This window comes from Pigmentibacter sp. JX0631, assembly GCF_029873255.1.
In the GTDB taxonomy this organism is placed as follows: Bacteria; Bdellovibrionota_B; Oligoflexia; order Silvanigrellales; family Silvanigrellaceae; genus Silvanigrella.
The window spans coordinates 3,499,522-3,515,094 of record NZ_CP123622.1; the positions used below are offsets into that span (position 1 = coordinate 3,499,522).

Genomic DNA, 15,573 nt, shown 5'->3' on the forward strand with positions numbered 1-15,573 from the left:
TTATAAAATAGTATCATTTTAAAAAAGGGTTATATTGAAAAATATAGCCCTTTTTTAGCAGAAAAATTACTTTACAAATCCCGCACGCTCTAAAAAGCGAGTAGAATGTTTGCCTTGAATAAAATCAGGATGTTTTAATACTTCAAGATGAAATGGAATATTTGTTCTAATTCCATCGATGATAAATTCTTTTAATGCACATTCCATTTTTTGAATAGCTAATTCGCGTGTATCAGCAGTAATTATAAGTTTAGTTAACATGGAGTCATAGTAAGGTACCACAGTGTAACCATGATAAACGAACCCATCGACTCTGACACCCAAACCACCAGGACTAGAATAAGCTGTTATTTTTCCTGGCCAAGGTGCAAATGATTTAGGATCTTCTGCATTAATTCTACATTCGATAGCATGACCTTTTATAGAAATATCTTTTTGCGTAAAGGGAAGTTTTTCTCCCATTGCAACTAAAATTTGTGTTCTAACTAAATCTATTCCAGTAATTTGTTCAGTAACAGGATGCTCAACTTGAATACGAGTATTCATTTCCATAAAATAAACGTTTTTGTCATCATCCATTAAAAATTCTACAGTACCCGCTCCATGATAACCAACTTCTTTTGCAAGTGAGACAGCATAACTACCAATTTTGTTTCGTTCTTTTTCCGATAATAAATTACACGGAGCTTCTTCAATTACTTTTTGGTGCCGACGTTGGATACTGCAATCTCGCTCACCTAAATGGACAATATTGCCATGTTTGTCGGCCATAATTTGAATTTCAACATGTCTTGGGTTTTCAAGATATTTTTCAAGATAAACTTCAGAGTTGCCAAATGCAGCACCTGCCTCTTGTCTACAAGTAAAATAGGCTTTTTCTAAATCTGCTTCTTTATGGACGATTTTCATACCTCTACCGCCACCACCGCCACTTGCTTTTAAAATGACTGGAAAACCTATTTCTTTTGCTGTTTTTTTAGCTACATCTATATTTTCAATTGCGGACTTTGATCCGGGTAAAAAAGGTAAGCCTGCTTTCCTAGCAACGTCTCTTGCTGCAACTTTTTCACCAAGCTTCCGCATTTGTTCGGGGGTGGGACCAATAAATGTAAAATTACATTTTGCACAAACTTCAGCAAAATGCGCATTTTCAGATAAAAATCCATATCCTGGATGGATAGCGTCTGCACCACTTACTTCTGCGGCTGCTATAATTGCAGGAATATGTAAATAACTTTTTTTACTTTCTGCGGGGCCTATACAAATACTTTCATCAGCCAATTTTGCATGCAAACTGTGTGCGTCTGCTTGCGAATAGATGGCCACACTTTTTATTCCTAATTCTCTACAAGCGCGAATGATTCTAACTGCAATTTCGCCTCTGTTCGCAATAAGAATTTTTTTCATAATAATTTTTCTCACAATTGGATTTACATAGCAGGAGCAACAATAAACAAAGGAGTTCCAAATTCTACGGGTTTTGCATTATCAACTAAAACAGCTACTATTTCTCCATCTATTTCAGCCTCTATTTCATTCATTAATTTCATTGCTTCAACTATACAAAGAGTTTGCCCTTTTCTAATTTTTGCTCCTAAATCAACAAATGGTGCCGCATCAGGGTTAGAAGAACGATAAAAAGTTCCCACAAAAGGGCTTGTAATCGTTATTCCATCAGGAAGTTTTTTCGCTACTTTTTCTTCTTTATTTGCATTTTGTTGTAAGGTTGTTTCTTGCTCAGATGTACTATCTGTTGAAACATTACCATTTTTTGAAGACAATGCTATTGAATTTGTCTGTAAAGTTGGCTGCACTGTCGGGTTAAAAAGAGATGCCTGTGTTACATTTCTTGCTAAAGAAATTTTCTCACCAGAGGATTCTGCTTGCACCACATCAAACCCATGCTTTGCCATTAATGACATCAATTTTTCAATTTTATTTACATCAACCATTTTTTTTTCCTCTAAAAATAACCTGTAACTCAAAATTACAGATTTAAGTATATTCTTATACCTAAATTACGAACGTTTAAAGTTCTATAAAAAACAACCTCAGATTTCCATAATTCCTTTAAGAAAGTCAATACCTTGAGAAGAATTCTCGAATCTGTTCTCTTTGTTTTTTCGCAATAAAAAAGCTGGCAGATTAACCTTACCAGCTTAAAATATATGTATTCTTTATTTATTTTCTATTTACCCTATCTACATAAACACCTTCACGAGTGTCAATTCTTAGGATATCTCCCTCGTTGATATGAAATGGGACACTTACTACAAGTCCTGTTTCTAATTTTGCAGGTTTGCTGCCTCCTGTAGCAGTATCTCCTCTTACACCAGGGGCTGTTTCTACAACTTTTAATTCTACAAAGGTTTCAGTTTCGACACCTATTGGTTTATTATTAAAAAATACTACTTTTATCACTGAGTTTTCGATTAAATAGTTCTTTGTGTCGCCAACTTCTAAGTTTGTTAGAGAAATTTGTTCGTAGTTTGCAGTATCCATGAAATTATAGCCATCAGCATCATTGTAAAGGAACTGCATATTTCTTTCTTCGACATCCGGTTTTTCTAGCTTGTCACCACTTTTAATATTGTGCTCGACAACTTGCCCAGTTCTTAAATTTTTTACCTTAGTTCTTGTAAAAGCTGCACCTTTACCAGGATTGACATGCTGAAAATCTACTATTACCCAAGGATCATTATTCATTAAAACTTTGAGACCTCTTCTAAAATCACGGGTATCATACATGCTACTCATATAAAAATCTCCTTTTCATGCGAATCTGAACTAACATCTTTAATATAAAAATGCAATCAAGGAAATTTGCTAGAGATTTATTAAAATATATCTTAAAATTTTAGCCACCCCTTCCATGCATAGCCAATTATTCCAAAGTATTCATTCATTAAACTTACAGATGTTATCGCATTGTTGAAGTTAAAGATACCTGAGCCATAGGAATCTTGTGCGAGAACTGATATTGGACAAACGTTAAAACCTTGTTTTTCAAAAGTTTTTCTTGCTCTGAACATATGAAAATCATTTGTAATTAATATAATATTTTTTTCAATTTTATTTTCTGAAAAAATATTTTTTACATAAGCTGAATTTTGATATGTATTTTTGCTTTCTTCTTCAGTTATTACTTTTAAATGATTATTTTTTTTAATAAAATAGTTTAAAAAAACTTTCATTGCTTCGGCTTCGCTTTGTTTAATTTCTTTATTCGTATAACCACCTGTTAATACCACTGGTATTTGTAACCTTTTTGTTTCATTAGTATTCATTAATATTAGTAATTGTGATAAACCCATTAGCCGTATTTGCGAATTTGTTGCCGGTAAGTTTTCTTGAAATATACCACCACCAAGAACAACTATTGCATTTGCCTGTTTAATACAGTGTGGAAGATCTTTCGATATTATTAAATTATTTTTTTTATTTTCTTTTTGTTCACTTAAAATTAGCAAAGGTTTTATAAGAATATCAGGAGTTTTTCGAAAACAAAAGATTCCAAATAGTAATGTTGCAAGTGTTATTAATATTTTAGTTATTTTCTTTGCGACACACAACCATAGAAATATACAACAAATCAGTAAAATTATGATAGGTAGTCCAGCATCATAGGAAAAATCTTTCAGATAATTTTTTAAATCTAAGTCCCATGTAACTATTTCTTGATTATTATTCATAACTCTAACCTTCTTCCAATATCCAAGTAATTCTTTCGTTTATTCTATATCATATTGTTAAGAAGGTTTAAAAGAATCATTCACATGAAGTGAGTTTATATTTTTTTTCATTTAAATCAAAACATTTTATATAGGGTTGGTTAACAGTATCACAAAATCCAGCATAAATTTTTCTAAAATGCTGACAGTGTTTATTAGCATCATTTCCATAAAATGTTGCTAATTTTTCTTTTTTTAGCATTTCTGGGACATCTACTATTAAGTCAACAGAGTCGACCTTTGTACAACCAACCAGGAAATTAAAAAAAATAAAGGTAATTATTATCAAAAGGCATTTTTGCATTAGCATACCTCAAATTCTGATATTTACCTTTACCTTAACTTTTTTTATTTTGCATTTCAATTAGTTAACTTTTGTCACTTACCATTCCAAACCAAAACCTGTTTGGTATTCTGTAACACGGGTTTCGAAAAAGTTTTTTTCTTTTGGAAGATCCATAATTTCATTCATCCATGGGAACGGTGTTTCTTCTTCACCATATATTGGTTCTAGACCAATACTTTCAATTCTTCTATCCGCTATATAACGAATATATTTTGCAAATTGTGCTTTTGAAAGACCTAAGATATCTCTTGGCAGGGCATCTGCAACAAATGCATCTTCTAGTTCTACGACATGCTCAATATTTTGCCTTACTTCTGCTTGCAACTCTGGTGTCCAAATATCTTCATTTTCTAAGATATATTGATTAATAAGTTTTGTTCCAAATCGACAATGCAAACTCTCATCACGGACAATATATTCAAGCTGCTCTGATGTTCCAACTAAAAGATTTCTTCTTTTGAAATTAAGTAACAAAACAAAAGCGCTATAAAATTGCATTCCTTCCATGCCGACATAATATGCACATAAATTTTTTAAAAATAAAGCTCTACCTTCCTTTGTTTTTGTAGTAAAACCTTCATTTAAAATACCCTCAAAAAATTGAGCTTGAAAGTCGTGTTTATCTTTGATTGTTCCAACTTTTTTGAACTCGCCAAAGACTTCTTGTTGATCCATAGAAAGCGATTCAACTATGTGTGAATAACTCCAAGAATGAATGCTTTCTTGAAAAGCTTGAGCTGTTAAATATTGGCGGCATTCAGGATTAGTAATGTGCTTATAGATAGCCATAATAATATTATCACCTACAAGAACATCAGTATTTGCAAAAAAACTTAAAATTTTCTTGATTAGATGTCGTTCATCGGTCGTTAAATAACCCATATTTTTCCATTGAGAGATATCAGATGCCATTGATATTTCTTGTGGTAGCCAATGGTTTTTACATAAATTTTTAAACTCATCCCACGCCCATGGATAATTAAAAGGCATTAATTGTGGTCTTATTTCATTGATTAACATTTTTTTCTCCTAGCTTATTCTTTTTACTGACATGATTCGCAATCTGGATTTTCGATAGAACAAGCTTTTACTTCAGTCGGTTTTATATCTTTCTTTTTAGCAACAATACTTGATTTCTCAACACTTGTAGCTGCTTTTGTTCTTAGATAGTAAGTTGTTTTCAAACCACTATGCCAAGCATAACGATACATTTCATCAATTTTCTTTCCACTTGGAGCAGACATATATAAGTTCAAACTTTGAGCCTGATCTATATAAACTTGTCTCAATGCTGCACAACGAATCAATTGTTCAGGTTCGATATCAAAAGCTGTTTTATAGAGCTCTTTTATATGTTCAGGTAATTCGAGTGTTGCAAGAGACCCATCATTTATTTTTAATTCACGTGCTAACTCAGTATTCCACATGCCTAAATTTTTTAAGTCGTCTATTAAATATTCATTAATAATTGTATATTCTCCGCCCATGTTACTTTTTACATATAAATTTTTATATGTCGGTTCTATAGACTGAGTACAGTTAGAGATATTAGATATAGTTGCTGTGGGTGCTACTGCAAGACAAAGACTGTTACGCATTCCTTGAGAAACATGAGTTTTCAAATCGTTCCAATTTAGATTTAGATTAAATCCATCATTTTTTAATAACTCTTGACAAGGTAACAATTCTCCATTGTCATTTTGAAAATGTTGAGGTGCTCTTGGAAGTGTAACATGATCTCCTAATTCGGTTATGGTGTCTTTTGGTACCAGTCCTTTAGACCAAGAAGATCCATTAAAAGTAGAGTAACTTCCTCTTTCCTGTGCTAATAAAGCAGAAGCTTTAATTGCGTAATAACTGATTTGTTCTGCAATATTTTCAGCCATCCACATTGCTTCTGGCTTTGAATACGGTATTTTCTTCAAATATAAGACATCTTGAAAACCCATAAACCCTAAACCAACTGGTCTATGTCTATGATTTGCCCTTTCAGCAGACTTAATGGGATAAAAATTTTCAGAAATTACATTGTCCAACATACGCATGCCTACACGAACTGCATATTCTATGGTTTTCCCTGGATTTTCTGATAAGAAAACAGCCTTTAGATTGATTGAACCTAAATTACAAACAGCTGTTTCTTCAGCATTTGTGTTTAATGTAATTTCTGTACACAAATTACTGCTATGTACAACACCAATATGGCGTTGTGCGCTACGTAAATTACAAGGATCTTTAAAGGTCACCCATGGATGCCCTGTTTCGAAAATCATTGTTAAAATTTTTCGCCACAATTGAAGTGCGGATATTTTACGAAAGTTTTGTATTTTTCCTTGGTCTGCTTTTAATTCATAATCCAAATAAGCCTTTTTAAACTGATCACCATATAGATCGTGTAAATCGGGTGTTTCAGAAGGGCAAAATAAAGTCCACTCTTTATTTGCTTCAACTCGTTCGAGAAAAAGATCTGGTATCCAATTTGCTGTATTCATATCGTGGGTACGACGACGTTCATCGCCAGTATTTTTTCTGAGTTCTAGAAAATCTTCGATATCCAAATGCCATGTTTCTAAATATGCACAAACAGCACCTTTTCTTTTTCCACCTTGATTAACAGCGATTGTTGATGAATCTTGGACTTTAATAAAAGGGATGACTCCTTGTGAGCGTCCATTTGTGCCTTTGATCCAACTCCCACTTGCTCTAATGTTACTCCAATCATTACCTAGACCTCCAGCATATTTAGAAAGCATTGCATTATCTGAATATTGTCTATAGATATCGAGTAAATCGTCTTGAGTTGTAGTTAAAAAACAAGACGACATTTGGGAATGATTTGTTCCTGAATTAAATAGAGTAGGAGTGCTCGGTACATATAGCATTTGTGAAATAACGTCATAAAACTCTGCTGCATGTTTTGTGGCTTCTTGCGCATTATCTTCTGCTAATGCAACCCCCATTGCAACTCTCATCCAGAAATGCTGTAAAGTTTCATAACGCATCCCTTTTTTATGCAAAAGATAACGATCATAAAGAGTATGGGCGCCAAGATAGTCAAATAAATAATTTCTTTCGTGCTTAATGCAAGAGTTCAAGTATTCTAAGTCTAACTCACGCAAGCGGTTTGTAAGTTGTCCAAACTCTGTACCAAATTTTACATATTCCATTAATGTTGGGTAATGTTTTTCTTCTTCAGGTAAATGCGACTGTGATGATTCTAACCCAATCGTTTGGAGAACTTCTAAACGCAATTGTTCAGATAGTATGCTAGCGGCAATGTATGAATATTCCCTACCCTGTTCAATAAATGGGCGCACATCAAGAATGATATTTTGTAATGATGAATTAAAGTCTACATTTGGAAAACTTAACTCATTAAAATTCACTTTTGGATGATAAGGTCTATAAGTAGTTATTGCCATGAATAAATCTCCAGATGGTGTATCAGAACAGCACATTTTACAGTCAATACGCAAACAAGTGGTATAAAACCATACAAATGAATGGTGTTACATGCCGCAAAAAACTCGCAGCCGCAAATCTTCTGAGCGAGGAATTGCGGCATTTCATTTTGTAGGATGAAAATGCCGACACTTGTTATATATAGTGTTAGCTCATCCGAAAACACACTGTCAATAGTGTGGGTATAAAAGTTCCTGCTCTGAAAGATCCTTAAATTTATTGCACATTAATCTTAAAAGCATATGAAATAAGCAGAAATTCTTAATAGAAAAGATAAAAAAATTGACGAAAAACGACAAGCTTTTGACAACAAGATAGACTTAGGGGAATAGGTCATAACATTCGGGAGGTCAAGCTGCAAAACTATTTTTTAGTCAGATTGGTTGAGTTGGATTGTAAAAATGAGAGCAAAAGATCTCCCGCCTCATCGACATTTTTCTTAGAAGAAAGATCTATACGTGTTTTAGCAACAGTTAGTCGCAATTTTGCATCAATAATTTGAATATCTAAATACTTTCCACTATGTGACCAAAATACAAGCAAAATATATGACAATTTCAGTTGCGCTAATAATTCATTTGGAAGTGCATTAGTAGCTGGCATTTTATAAAAAGCAGCAGGATAATATGGGGATATTCTTATTTCTTTAACTTTTTCCGCCGTGATTGTCTGGGAAAATAGACCATTAGCACAAGATGCAGTTACTATACTGAACATTTTTGGTGGAAGTAAAACTTTATTTGTTTTTAATTCTTGCCCATCTACATAAACATTACAATTTTTTATATTCTTAATATGCACATATTTTTGGGAAGATATATAGCTTTTTGTAAGATCTTTTAATTGATCAATTAATTCTGTATTAGCTTGATATTCAAGCTCATCTTTAATGCGTAGTGGCAAATATTTTTCATAAATAATCCCATATTTAATTGCATAATATTTCGCATATTTCATATTTGAAACAGAAGCCCAAAAGCTTAAAGTAGCATAAGCAAGACCAACTGACGCAGGTTGATTTGCTAGTAAAAAAGCTGCTTCTTGCATATATTGATGAGAAAGCTTGTAAGCTTTTAAATACTTTCCAGCTAAATAAACTGCTCTTAATTTTTCGCTAAACGAATTTAATTTATCTTCAACATGTACTTCTTTAAGAGTGCCTATGCTATTTAATAACCATTCTTTATTTATCTCAAGGTCTTCAAATGCAGAATATGTACTTTCGCGTTGAATACGTCTAGTAATAACATTAGAAAAATATGGCAACCATAATGGGTCATCTGAAGCATACAAAACCAACATTTTTTTAGATATATTAGAGCTATTTTTTGAGGAATTAGAAGGATTAGAATTACAAGAAGTCAACAATAAAGTTGTTAATAAGATACTAAAATAAAATATAAAAATCTTACTTTTTTGCATTTAATCCCCTAAATATCCATATATTCAGAGGACTTTTTAATCCAAAAGAAATAATAAATCAATCAAAATTATTTCTTTCCTCTATCACGAATACCACTTTCTTCAAGAACTTTCTTATTTTTATCTGCTTTGTTTTTTTGAATCCATTCATCAAGCTCACAGGCCGTCTTATTACCATTATCGCATTCATCTGAAACTGTTTTTTCATCCAGCTTTTTCTCTTTTTTCTCTTCACTTACTTTAGAGCTATCAGAGATATTAACCACACAAGAGCTTAAAAAAACACAACACATTGATATAATTAATTTAATTTTCATAATACAACTACAACTTCCTTCGTAAAATGTAAAAAAACAAAGTCTTTTATAAAACACCCAAATTACGAAAGCTAGAAGAACAGCAATTATTCTAAAAACATGTTAAAATGTGAGGTGAAAAACTTTTCGGGCAATCTTCACAGTGATAGGATTGAAAGTAAATGTCAGAGACTAGCGAAATATTACAACATACCCCTACCCATCTCCCACCGGATCAGAATCTTAATTGCAAAGAATCTGACGAGAGTTTTACCATCAGCGCAGAAGAAGCTGCTGATATATTAGGAGTCAATCGCTCAAGGCTGTCGCAACTTACTAGCAAAGGTATTTTTTCGTTTGAAAAAAGAAAAATAGATACAAGAAATAGATTATTCTACAAATTAAGTGATTTATTAAATCATCAAAGGAATCAATTTCAAAATTCACATAATTATTTACCAAAAAATCAACAAGAAAATATTCCTATAATAGAACAGACTAATAATAGTTTTGTTGAAACTAAGATAACGCTTAGTGATAAACCAAAAATTAATTCTATAGTTCAAACCAAAAACAATAAATTAAAAACGGCAAAAGAATTGTTTGAAATTGAACAAAGTAGCAATAAAAAAAATGAACTTTATAATTTAATATATAAAAAATATGAGGATTTATTAATTGTCAAAGAAAAAATCACTCAAGCTAAACATATAGAGACAAAAGAAAAAATTTATTTTCAAAATAAGTTAGATCAAATTGAAAATAAAGTTCAAAATATATTAAAAAAATTATCTATATTAGAAGAAAATTTTAGCAAAAAAAAGGAAGAAGAAAAATCTAAAAAAATTGTTCCAAGTAAAAAATCTAAAAATTGGAAAACAAGAAAAACAAAATTTTTACCTACATTAACCACGAGTCGCTAAGTAAAGCTGAGTTCCCATTTGTCGTACAAGTTCTAATTGCTGATTCATTAACGAATAATAACCTTTTTGGTGAATAGAAATTTTTTCTAATAAAACTTTTAATTCTATATCATGTGTAATAAAATTTATCTTATTGCACAGCTCATAACAATTGGCTGCCATAGATCTATCTGAAACAAATATTTCTTCAACAGTTTGTCCAATATTTAACTTACCTAAATTTTGGAGATCAAGATTATATTCTTCTTTTAACATAAAAGTAATAAGAGTATCTTGAAATTGCGAAACAATTTGTTTTTGGGTAGTTATTAAATTTGTAATTTTTTCATACCCCCAAAGCCCAACCATATTTTTATGAATTCTAAGTTGTTGTAATATAGTACCATTCAATTCAACTAAAGAAGATAACCCACTAGATAGCTCATTGGTCACTTTCATAATTTCTCCTCTCCAAATTACAATCTGTTTACTTTTATATTTTAAGAAAAATAATACAAAAAAACCACATGAGAAAAAGATTTTAACTCATGTGGTTTTTTCTAAATAGAAATGCGCGTAGAAAATTAATTATTATTTGTTTTCTGCAGCACGCTTCGCTTTATATTTTGCTACCATGTCTTCTTGAACATTTCTTGGTACCGCTGCGTACTTAGCAAATTCCATAGAAAACTCGCCTTTACCTTGTGTACCTGAACGTAAATCAGTTGAGAAACCAAACATTTCTGTTAAAGGAACTTCTGCTTCAATTTGACAATATCCACCATTTCCAGAGGATCCCATAATCACACCACGACGTTGATTTATCAATCCCATCATAGTACCTTGGAATTCTTCAGGTCCTTCAATTCCAACTTTCATAATTGGCTCAAGAATAACAGGTTTAGCATTCATATAAGATTCACGGAAACCAGTCATAGCACAAGTTTTAAATGCCATTTCATTAGAGTCAACTGGGTGATGTAAACCGTCATTAACGATGAGTTTAACACCAACAACTTGAGCTCCAATTAAGAGACCATTTTTCATTTGCTCTACAAAACCTTTTTCACAAGCAGGGATAAATTGTCTTGGAATAGATCCACCAACTGTTTCATCAGCGAATTCATAAATTTTATCACCAGCGTCAACTAAAGGCTCCATAAAACCAACAATACGCGCAAACTGACCAGAACCACCAGATTGTTTTTTGTGCGTGTAGTTAATTTCGGCACGTTGAGTAAGGGCTTCACGGAAATTAACTTGCGGTTTACCAACGATTGTTTCACAGTTAAATTCACGTTTCATACGCTCAACATAAATTTCAAGGTGAAGTTCACCCATACCAGCGATGATAGTTTCACCAGATTCTTCATCACGAGAAACTCTGAAAGTAGGGTCTTCTTTTGTAAATTTATTTAAAGCTTTTGAAAAGTTTGTTTGAGCTGCTTTATCTTTCGGCGCAATAGCTAAAGAAATAACCGCATTTGGCACATACATAGAAGCCATTGTTACGTTAATTTTTCCATCTGTAAATGTATCGCCAGAAGCGCAATCAACACCAAATAGGGCAACGATGTCGCCAGCAGATGCTTCTTCAATATCTTCCATTTCATCAGAATGTAGACGCACAATACGGGGTACTTTAACACGTTTTTCAGAAGCCATGTTAATTAACATGTCACCTTTTCTAACTGTACCTTGATAAACGCGCATGAAAGTTAATTGTCCATAACGAGTTTCATCCAATTTAAATGCTAGCATTACTAATGGTAAATCGGGATCGGATTTAAGTTGGTATGGAGCTTCATTATTTGATTGATCAAGACCTTCGTTAGAAACTTCATTTGGGGCTGGTAAATAAGCTCCAACAGCATCGAGAAGATTTTGAACTCCCTTATTTTTGAATGCAGAACCGCAAAATACTGGCGTAAATTGTAGACTAATAACAGCTTTACGCATAACTTTAGCAGCTTCTTCTGCTGATACGTATTCATCACCTAAGAATTTTTCTGCTAAAGCGTCGTCAAAGTCGGCAAGCGCACCAATAAGATCGGAACGACGAGTTTTTGCTTCTTCAATCATGTCTACAGGAATTTCTTCTTCTCTTACATTTTCACCATTTGCACCATCAAAGTAGAAAGCTTTCATAGTTAAAAGATCTACTACGCCTTGAAAACGGTCTTCCGCTCCGATAGCCATTTGTGCCATCCAAGCGTTATGATTTAATTTTTCACGTAATTGTTGACAAACACGATAAGGATTTGCACCTGCACGATCCATTTTATTTACAAAAGCAATACGTGGAACGCGATAACGGCGCATTTGACGGTCAACAGTTATCGACTGAGATTGAACCCCAGCAACTGAGCAAAGCACCAAAATTGCACCATCAAGCACGCGTAAAGAACGCTCAACTTCAACAGTGAAGTCAACGTGGCCAGGAGTGTCAATTAGGTTTACCCACAAGTCTTTCCACTGACAAAAAGTAGCAGCAGACTGAATTGTAATCCCTTTTTCACGTTCTAGATCCATACTATCCATTGTTGCACCAACGCCGGATTTTCCTTTAACTTCTTCAATCTTGTGGATTTTTCCAGTATAGAAAAGGATACGTTCAGAAAGTGTTGTCTTTCCTGAGTCAATATGGGCAGATATCCCAATATTTCTTACACGGGCGAGGTCTTTAATAGTCATGATTAATCCAACTCAACATAAAAATGGTTAAAATTTCAGTCCTAGCATGCGGACATTAAACAAGCCCTGTGTTATCTGATTTTTGATTGAATTTCAATAGCCATTTTAAAGGGAGTCTTTCAGCAGATTTATCTAAAGAGATGCTTTAATTCCATACTGACTTTTAATTGTTCTTTGTTTGCGAGAATAAGCTGCCTCTATAACTTCATCTATCCAAAGCTCACCTTTCACTCCTTCATATTCCCAAAGTTTTGGAAACATACTTATAGAGGTCAGACCTGGTATAGTATTGATTTCATTAAATATAAAAGTATTTGTTTTTTTACAATTCCAAAAGTCTATTCTACAAAGACCTGAAATTCCCGTTATTACCGCAATAGTCTTTGCAAAATTTTTCAATTCTTGCATTTTCTCAGGAGTGAGACGAGCTGGTATAAATAATTCAGCTTTTGAGGTATTAGCATACTTTTCTTCATAGGAGTAAAAATCACTTGTTGCTATTTCTCCTGCAATTGTAATTTTTGGATTACAAGAGTCCCCAAGAAATGCGCACTCAACTTCCGTTCCGGTCATAGGTTCCTCAACGAGAGCTTTTTGATCAAACGCAAGTGCTTCCTTTAAAAGAGTTTCTAATTCACTTCTATTTTTAGCTCTTCCCGTACCAACTGCAGAACCAAGGGAGTTCGGCTTTATAAAGCAAGGATAATTTATACTTTTCTCTATCCTAAGAATGGTTTCTTCAAGCTTTTTCTCAAAATGCTCTATTTCAATAAGTTCATATTTTGCAACTGGTACACCTGCAAGTTTTGCTAGGCGCTTCTGTATATCTTTATCGATTCCTATTACGCTGGATCTGATATCACAGCCAACATAAGCCAAATCTGCTAATTCAAACAATCCTTGCAGCCGTCCATCTTCTCCATTTTGTCCATGCAACACTGGAAAGAAACATGAGGCATCTAAATTTAAAATTCTAATACTTTCTTTTTGCTCATTGGATTCATAAAAAAATTCTGTTTTATCATTTTTTATTTCGTCTTCTAAATAAGGTAACAAAATTGATTTTAAATTTTTCCTCCCAATAAATGCACTTGGTACACTTCCTTTTACTATAATAGCTAAATCATCCGGAGTTATACTTGAAAAATCAGTTGATAAAAATGTGCCAGACAAACTACAATAACTTCCATTTTTATTAATCCCAACAGGGATAATCTTATATTTTAATGGAATATTTTTTAGTATAAACACAGCTGAACGTAATGATATTTCATGCTCACTTGATCGTCCACCAAACATGACTGCTATTGTTTTTTCATTGCCTATTTTTAAAGCCATTTAATTTCTCCCGAACACAATTTTTATCCCAACGGAAAATATCCTGAGAACCCTTGAATTGAAACTAAACAAAGGATATGAAAAAATGGACAGTACAAATGTATGGTATTCTTTCTACAAAAAAAGAATATACATACTTCAGAGGGTTGCACGTACACCAATTCCCAACATATATCTAAACATGTGCAATTTACGTTTGCAATAAAAGGAGAAGCTCATGTCCGCTAATGAATCAAATGCTAATAAATTTAAAGCTCTTGAAACGCTTTTTCACTCAGTTGAAAAACAATTTGGCAAAGGCACTATTATGCGCCTTTCAGATGACGCCAAAATTGCACAAGAACTTCAAGTCATTCCTAGCGGCTCCGTCAGTCTAGATGTTGCTCTTGGCGTTGGAGGCTTACCTAAAGGTCGTATTATAGAAATTTACGGTACTGAATCGAGTGGGAAAACGACTCTCACGTTACATGCAATCGCTGAATGTCAAAAAAAAGGGGGTATTGCCGCTTTTATTGATGCAGAACATGCTCTTGATGTTAGTTATGCACGAAAAATCGGCGTTAATACATCGGATCTTCTTGTCTCACAACCCGATCATGGCGAACAAGCTCTTGAAATTGTTGATATGCTTGTAAGAAGTGGGGCTGTGGATCTTATAGTTGTTGACTCCGTTGCTGCATTAACGCCTCGAGCAGAAATCGAAGGGGAAATGGGAGACAGCCATATGGGTCTACAAGCCCGCTTAATGAGCCAAGCTCTACGTAAATTAACTGGTAGTATATCTAAAACAAATTGCATTGTTATTTTTATCAACCAAGTTCGTATGAAAATAGGTGTCATGTTTGGCAACCCAGAAACAACAACAGGAGGACAGGCTCTTAAATTCTATTCCTCCGTCCGTTTAGAGGTAAGACGAGCTGCCGCCATAAAAAATGGAAATGATACAACTGGACATCGGACAAAAGTTAAAGTTGTGAAAAATAAAGTTGCAGCCCCTTTTAAAGAGGTTGAATTTGATATCATGTTTGGCCAAGGCATTAGTAAGGAAGGTGATCTACTTGATCTCGCTTCTTCACCTGAAGCCGAAATCGTTCAAAAAAGTGGGACTTGGTTTACATACAATGGAGAACGCCTTGGCCAAGGAAGAGAAAATGCAAAAGAATATTTAAGAGAGCATCCCGAAACACTAGCAAAAATTGAAAATGCAGTCCGTTCCAGAGCAAATTTAATCAAAACAGCAAGCTCTGCAGAAAGCGACGCAGAGGACTCAACCGTCAAGTCGTTACCTGGAGCTGCTCAAGCTCTGCCAGCAAGTTCATCCCCACAACAGACTGCAAAGCCAGGGCGCAAAGGAGCTGCAGCTAGCGTAGAGCAATAGCTGC

14 protein-coding genes are annotated in these 15,573 nt (G+C 33.7%); 2 read left to right on the forward strand and 12 right to left on the reverse strand.

Annotated elements, in window-relative coordinates:
- Positions 1-66: 66 nt before the first annotated feature.
- The 9 genes from accC to QEJ31_RS15140 all read right to left on the reverse strand — a co-directional run bounded on the left by accC (position 67) and on the right by QEJ31_RS15140 (position 9,278).
- Positions 67-1,410 carry an acetyl-CoA carboxylase biotin carboxylase subunit gene (gene accC, locus QEJ31_RS15100; RefSeq protein WP_348524564.1) on the reverse strand — a complete coding sequence of 448 codons (1,344 nt, stop codon included), beginning with the start codon at positions 1,408-1,410 and terminating at the stop codon, positions 67-69.
- A 20-nt stretch (positions 1,411-1,430) separates the two neighbouring features.
- Positions 1,431-1,952, reverse strand: a complete 522-nt coding sequence (gene accB / locus QEJ31_RS15105) for an acetyl-CoA carboxylase biotin carboxyl carrier protein (protein WP_280591405.1) — start codon at positions 1,950-1,952, stop codon at positions 1,431-1,433.
- A 229-nt stretch (positions 1,953-2,181) separates the two neighbouring features.
- Entirely contained in the window at positions 2,182-2,748 is a 567-nt protein-coding gene (gene efp / locus QEJ31_RS15110) for an elongation factor P (protein WP_348524565.1), read from the reverse strand.
- Between the two features lie 101 nt (positions 2,749-2,849).
- Positions 2,850-3,692 carry a YdcF family protein gene (locus QEJ31_RS15115; RefSeq protein WP_280591409.1) on the reverse strand — a complete coding sequence of 281 codons (843 nt, stop codon included), beginning with the start codon at positions 3,690-3,692 and terminating at the stop codon, positions 2,850-2,852.
- Between the two features lie 76 nt (positions 3,693-3,768).
- Positions 3,769-4,035 carry a hypothetical protein gene (locus tag QEJ31_RS15120; RefSeq protein ID WP_280591410.1) on the reverse strand — a complete coding sequence of 89 codons (267 nt, stop codon included), beginning with the start codon at positions 4,033-4,035 and terminating at the stop codon, positions 3,769-3,771.
- 78 nt (positions 4,036-4,113) lie between these two features.
- Entirely contained in the window at positions 4,114-5,097 is a 984-nt protein-coding gene (locus QEJ31_RS15125; RefSeq protein WP_280591411.1) for a ribonucleotide-diphosphate reductase subunit beta, read from the reverse strand.
- A 23-nt stretch (positions 5,098-5,120) separates the two neighbouring features.
- Positions 5,121-7,499, reverse strand: a complete 2,379-nt coding sequence (locus tag QEJ31_RS15130; protein WP_280591413.1) for a ribonucleoside-diphosphate reductase subunit alpha — start codon at positions 7,497-7,499, stop codon at positions 5,121-5,123.
- 403 nt (positions 7,500-7,902) lie between these two features.
- Positions 7,903-8,961, reverse strand: coding sequence for a hypothetical protein (locus tag QEJ31_RS15135; RefSeq protein ID WP_280591415.1), 1,059 nt, complete (start codon positions 8,959-8,961; stop codon positions 7,903-7,905).
- Between the two features lie 68 nt (positions 8,962-9,029).
- A complete protein-coding gene (locus QEJ31_RS15140; protein WP_280591416.1) occupies positions 9,030-9,278 on the reverse strand; it encodes a hypothetical protein in 249 nt (82 codons plus the stop codon).
- A gap of 161 nt (positions 9,279-9,439) precedes the next feature.
- On the opposite strand from QEJ31_RS15140, the gene QEJ31_RS15145 reads away from it, so the two are divergent.
- Entirely contained in the window at positions 9,440-10,180 is a 741-nt protein-coding gene (locus tag QEJ31_RS15145) for a hypothetical protein (RefSeq protein ID WP_280591417.1), read from the forward strand.
- Here the strand turns inward: QEJ31_RS15145 and QEJ31_RS15150 are convergent.
- The 3 genes from QEJ31_RS15150 to QEJ31_RS15160 form a co-directional block, all read right to left on the reverse strand.
- On the reverse strand, positions 10,163-10,618 hold the full coding sequence (locus QEJ31_RS15150) for a hypothetical protein (RefSeq protein ID WP_280591418.1): 456 nt from the start codon (positions 10,616-10,618) through the stop codon (positions 10,163-10,165). The two genes, QEJ31_RS15145 and QEJ31_RS15150, sit on opposite strands and share 18 nt — an antisense overlap.
- Positions 10,619-10,750: 132 nt before the next feature.
- Entirely contained in the window at positions 10,751-12,853 is a 2,103-nt protein-coding gene (gene fusA / locus QEJ31_RS15155; protein ID WP_280591419.1) for an elongation factor G, read from the reverse strand.
- Positions 12,854-12,985: 132 nt separating this feature from the next.
- On the reverse strand, positions 12,986-14,191 hold the full coding sequence (locus QEJ31_RS15160; RefSeq protein ID WP_280591420.1) for a D-alanine--D-alanine ligase family protein: 1,206 nt from the start codon (positions 14,189-14,191) through the stop codon (positions 12,986-12,988).
- Positions 14,192-14,408: 217 nt separating this feature from the next.
- Between QEJ31_RS15160 and recA the strand changes: the two genes are divergently transcribed.
- A complete protein-coding gene (recA, locus tag QEJ31_RS15165) occupies positions 14,409-15,569 on the forward strand; it encodes a recombinase RecA (protein ID WP_280591421.1) in 1,161 nt (386 codons plus the stop codon).
- Positions 15,570-15,573 lie beyond the last annotated feature (4 nt).

What these genes read in the sequence shown, in the direction of transcription:
- accB (WP_280591405.1), bottom strand. Translation starts at nt 1,952, where the DNA reads ATGGTTGATGTAAATAAAATTGAAAAATTGATGTCATTAATGGCAAAG.
- QEJ31_RS15125 (WP_280591411.1), bottom strand. Translation starts at nt 5,097, where the DNA reads ATGTTAATCAATGAAATAAGACCACAATTAATGCCTTTTAATTATCCA.
- efp (WP_348524565.1), bottom strand. Translation starts at nt 2,748, where the DNA reads ATGTATGATACCCGTGATTTTAGAAGAGGTCTCAAAGTTTTAATGAAT.
- QEJ31_RS15140 (WP_280591416.1), bottom strand. Translation starts at nt 9,278, where the DNA reads ATGAAAATTAAATTAATTATATCAATGTGTTGTGTTTTTTTAAGCTCT.
- QEJ31_RS15115 (WP_280591409.1), bottom strand. Translation starts at nt 3,692, where the DNA reads ATGAATAATAATCAAGAAATAGTTACATGGGACTTAGATTTAAAAAAT.
- QEJ31_RS15120 (WP_280591410.1), bottom strand. Translation starts at nt 4,035, where the DNA reads ATGCAAAAATGCCTTTTGATAATAATTACCTTTATTTTTTTTAATTTC.
- recA (WP_280591421.1), top strand. Translation starts at nt 14,409, where the DNA reads ATGTCCGCTAATGAATCAAATGCTAATAAATTTAAAGCTCTTGAAACG.
- QEJ31_RS15135 (WP_280591415.1), bottom strand. Translation starts at nt 8,961, where the DNA reads ATGCAAAAAAGTAAGATTTTTATATTTTATTTTAGTATCTTATTAACA.
- fusA (WP_280591419.1), bottom strand. Translation starts at nt 12,853, where the DNA reads ATGACTATTAAAGACCTCGCCCGTGTAAGAAATATTGGGATATCTGCC.
- QEJ31_RS15160 (WP_280591420.1), bottom strand. Translation starts at nt 14,191, where the DNA reads ATGGCTTTAAAAATAGGCAATGAAAAAACAATAGCAGTCATGTTTGGT.
- QEJ31_RS15150 (WP_280591418.1), bottom strand. Translation starts at nt 10,618, where the DNA reads ATGAAAGTGACCAATGAGCTATCTAGTGGGTTATCTTCTTTAGTTGAA.
- QEJ31_RS15130 (WP_280591413.1), bottom strand. Translation starts at nt 7,499, where the DNA reads ATGGCAATAACTACTTATAGACCTTATCATCCAAAAGTGAATTTTAAT.
- QEJ31_RS15145 (WP_280591417.1), top strand. Translation starts at nt 9,440, where the DNA reads ATGTCAGAGACTAGCGAAATATTACAACATACCCCTACCCATCTCCCA.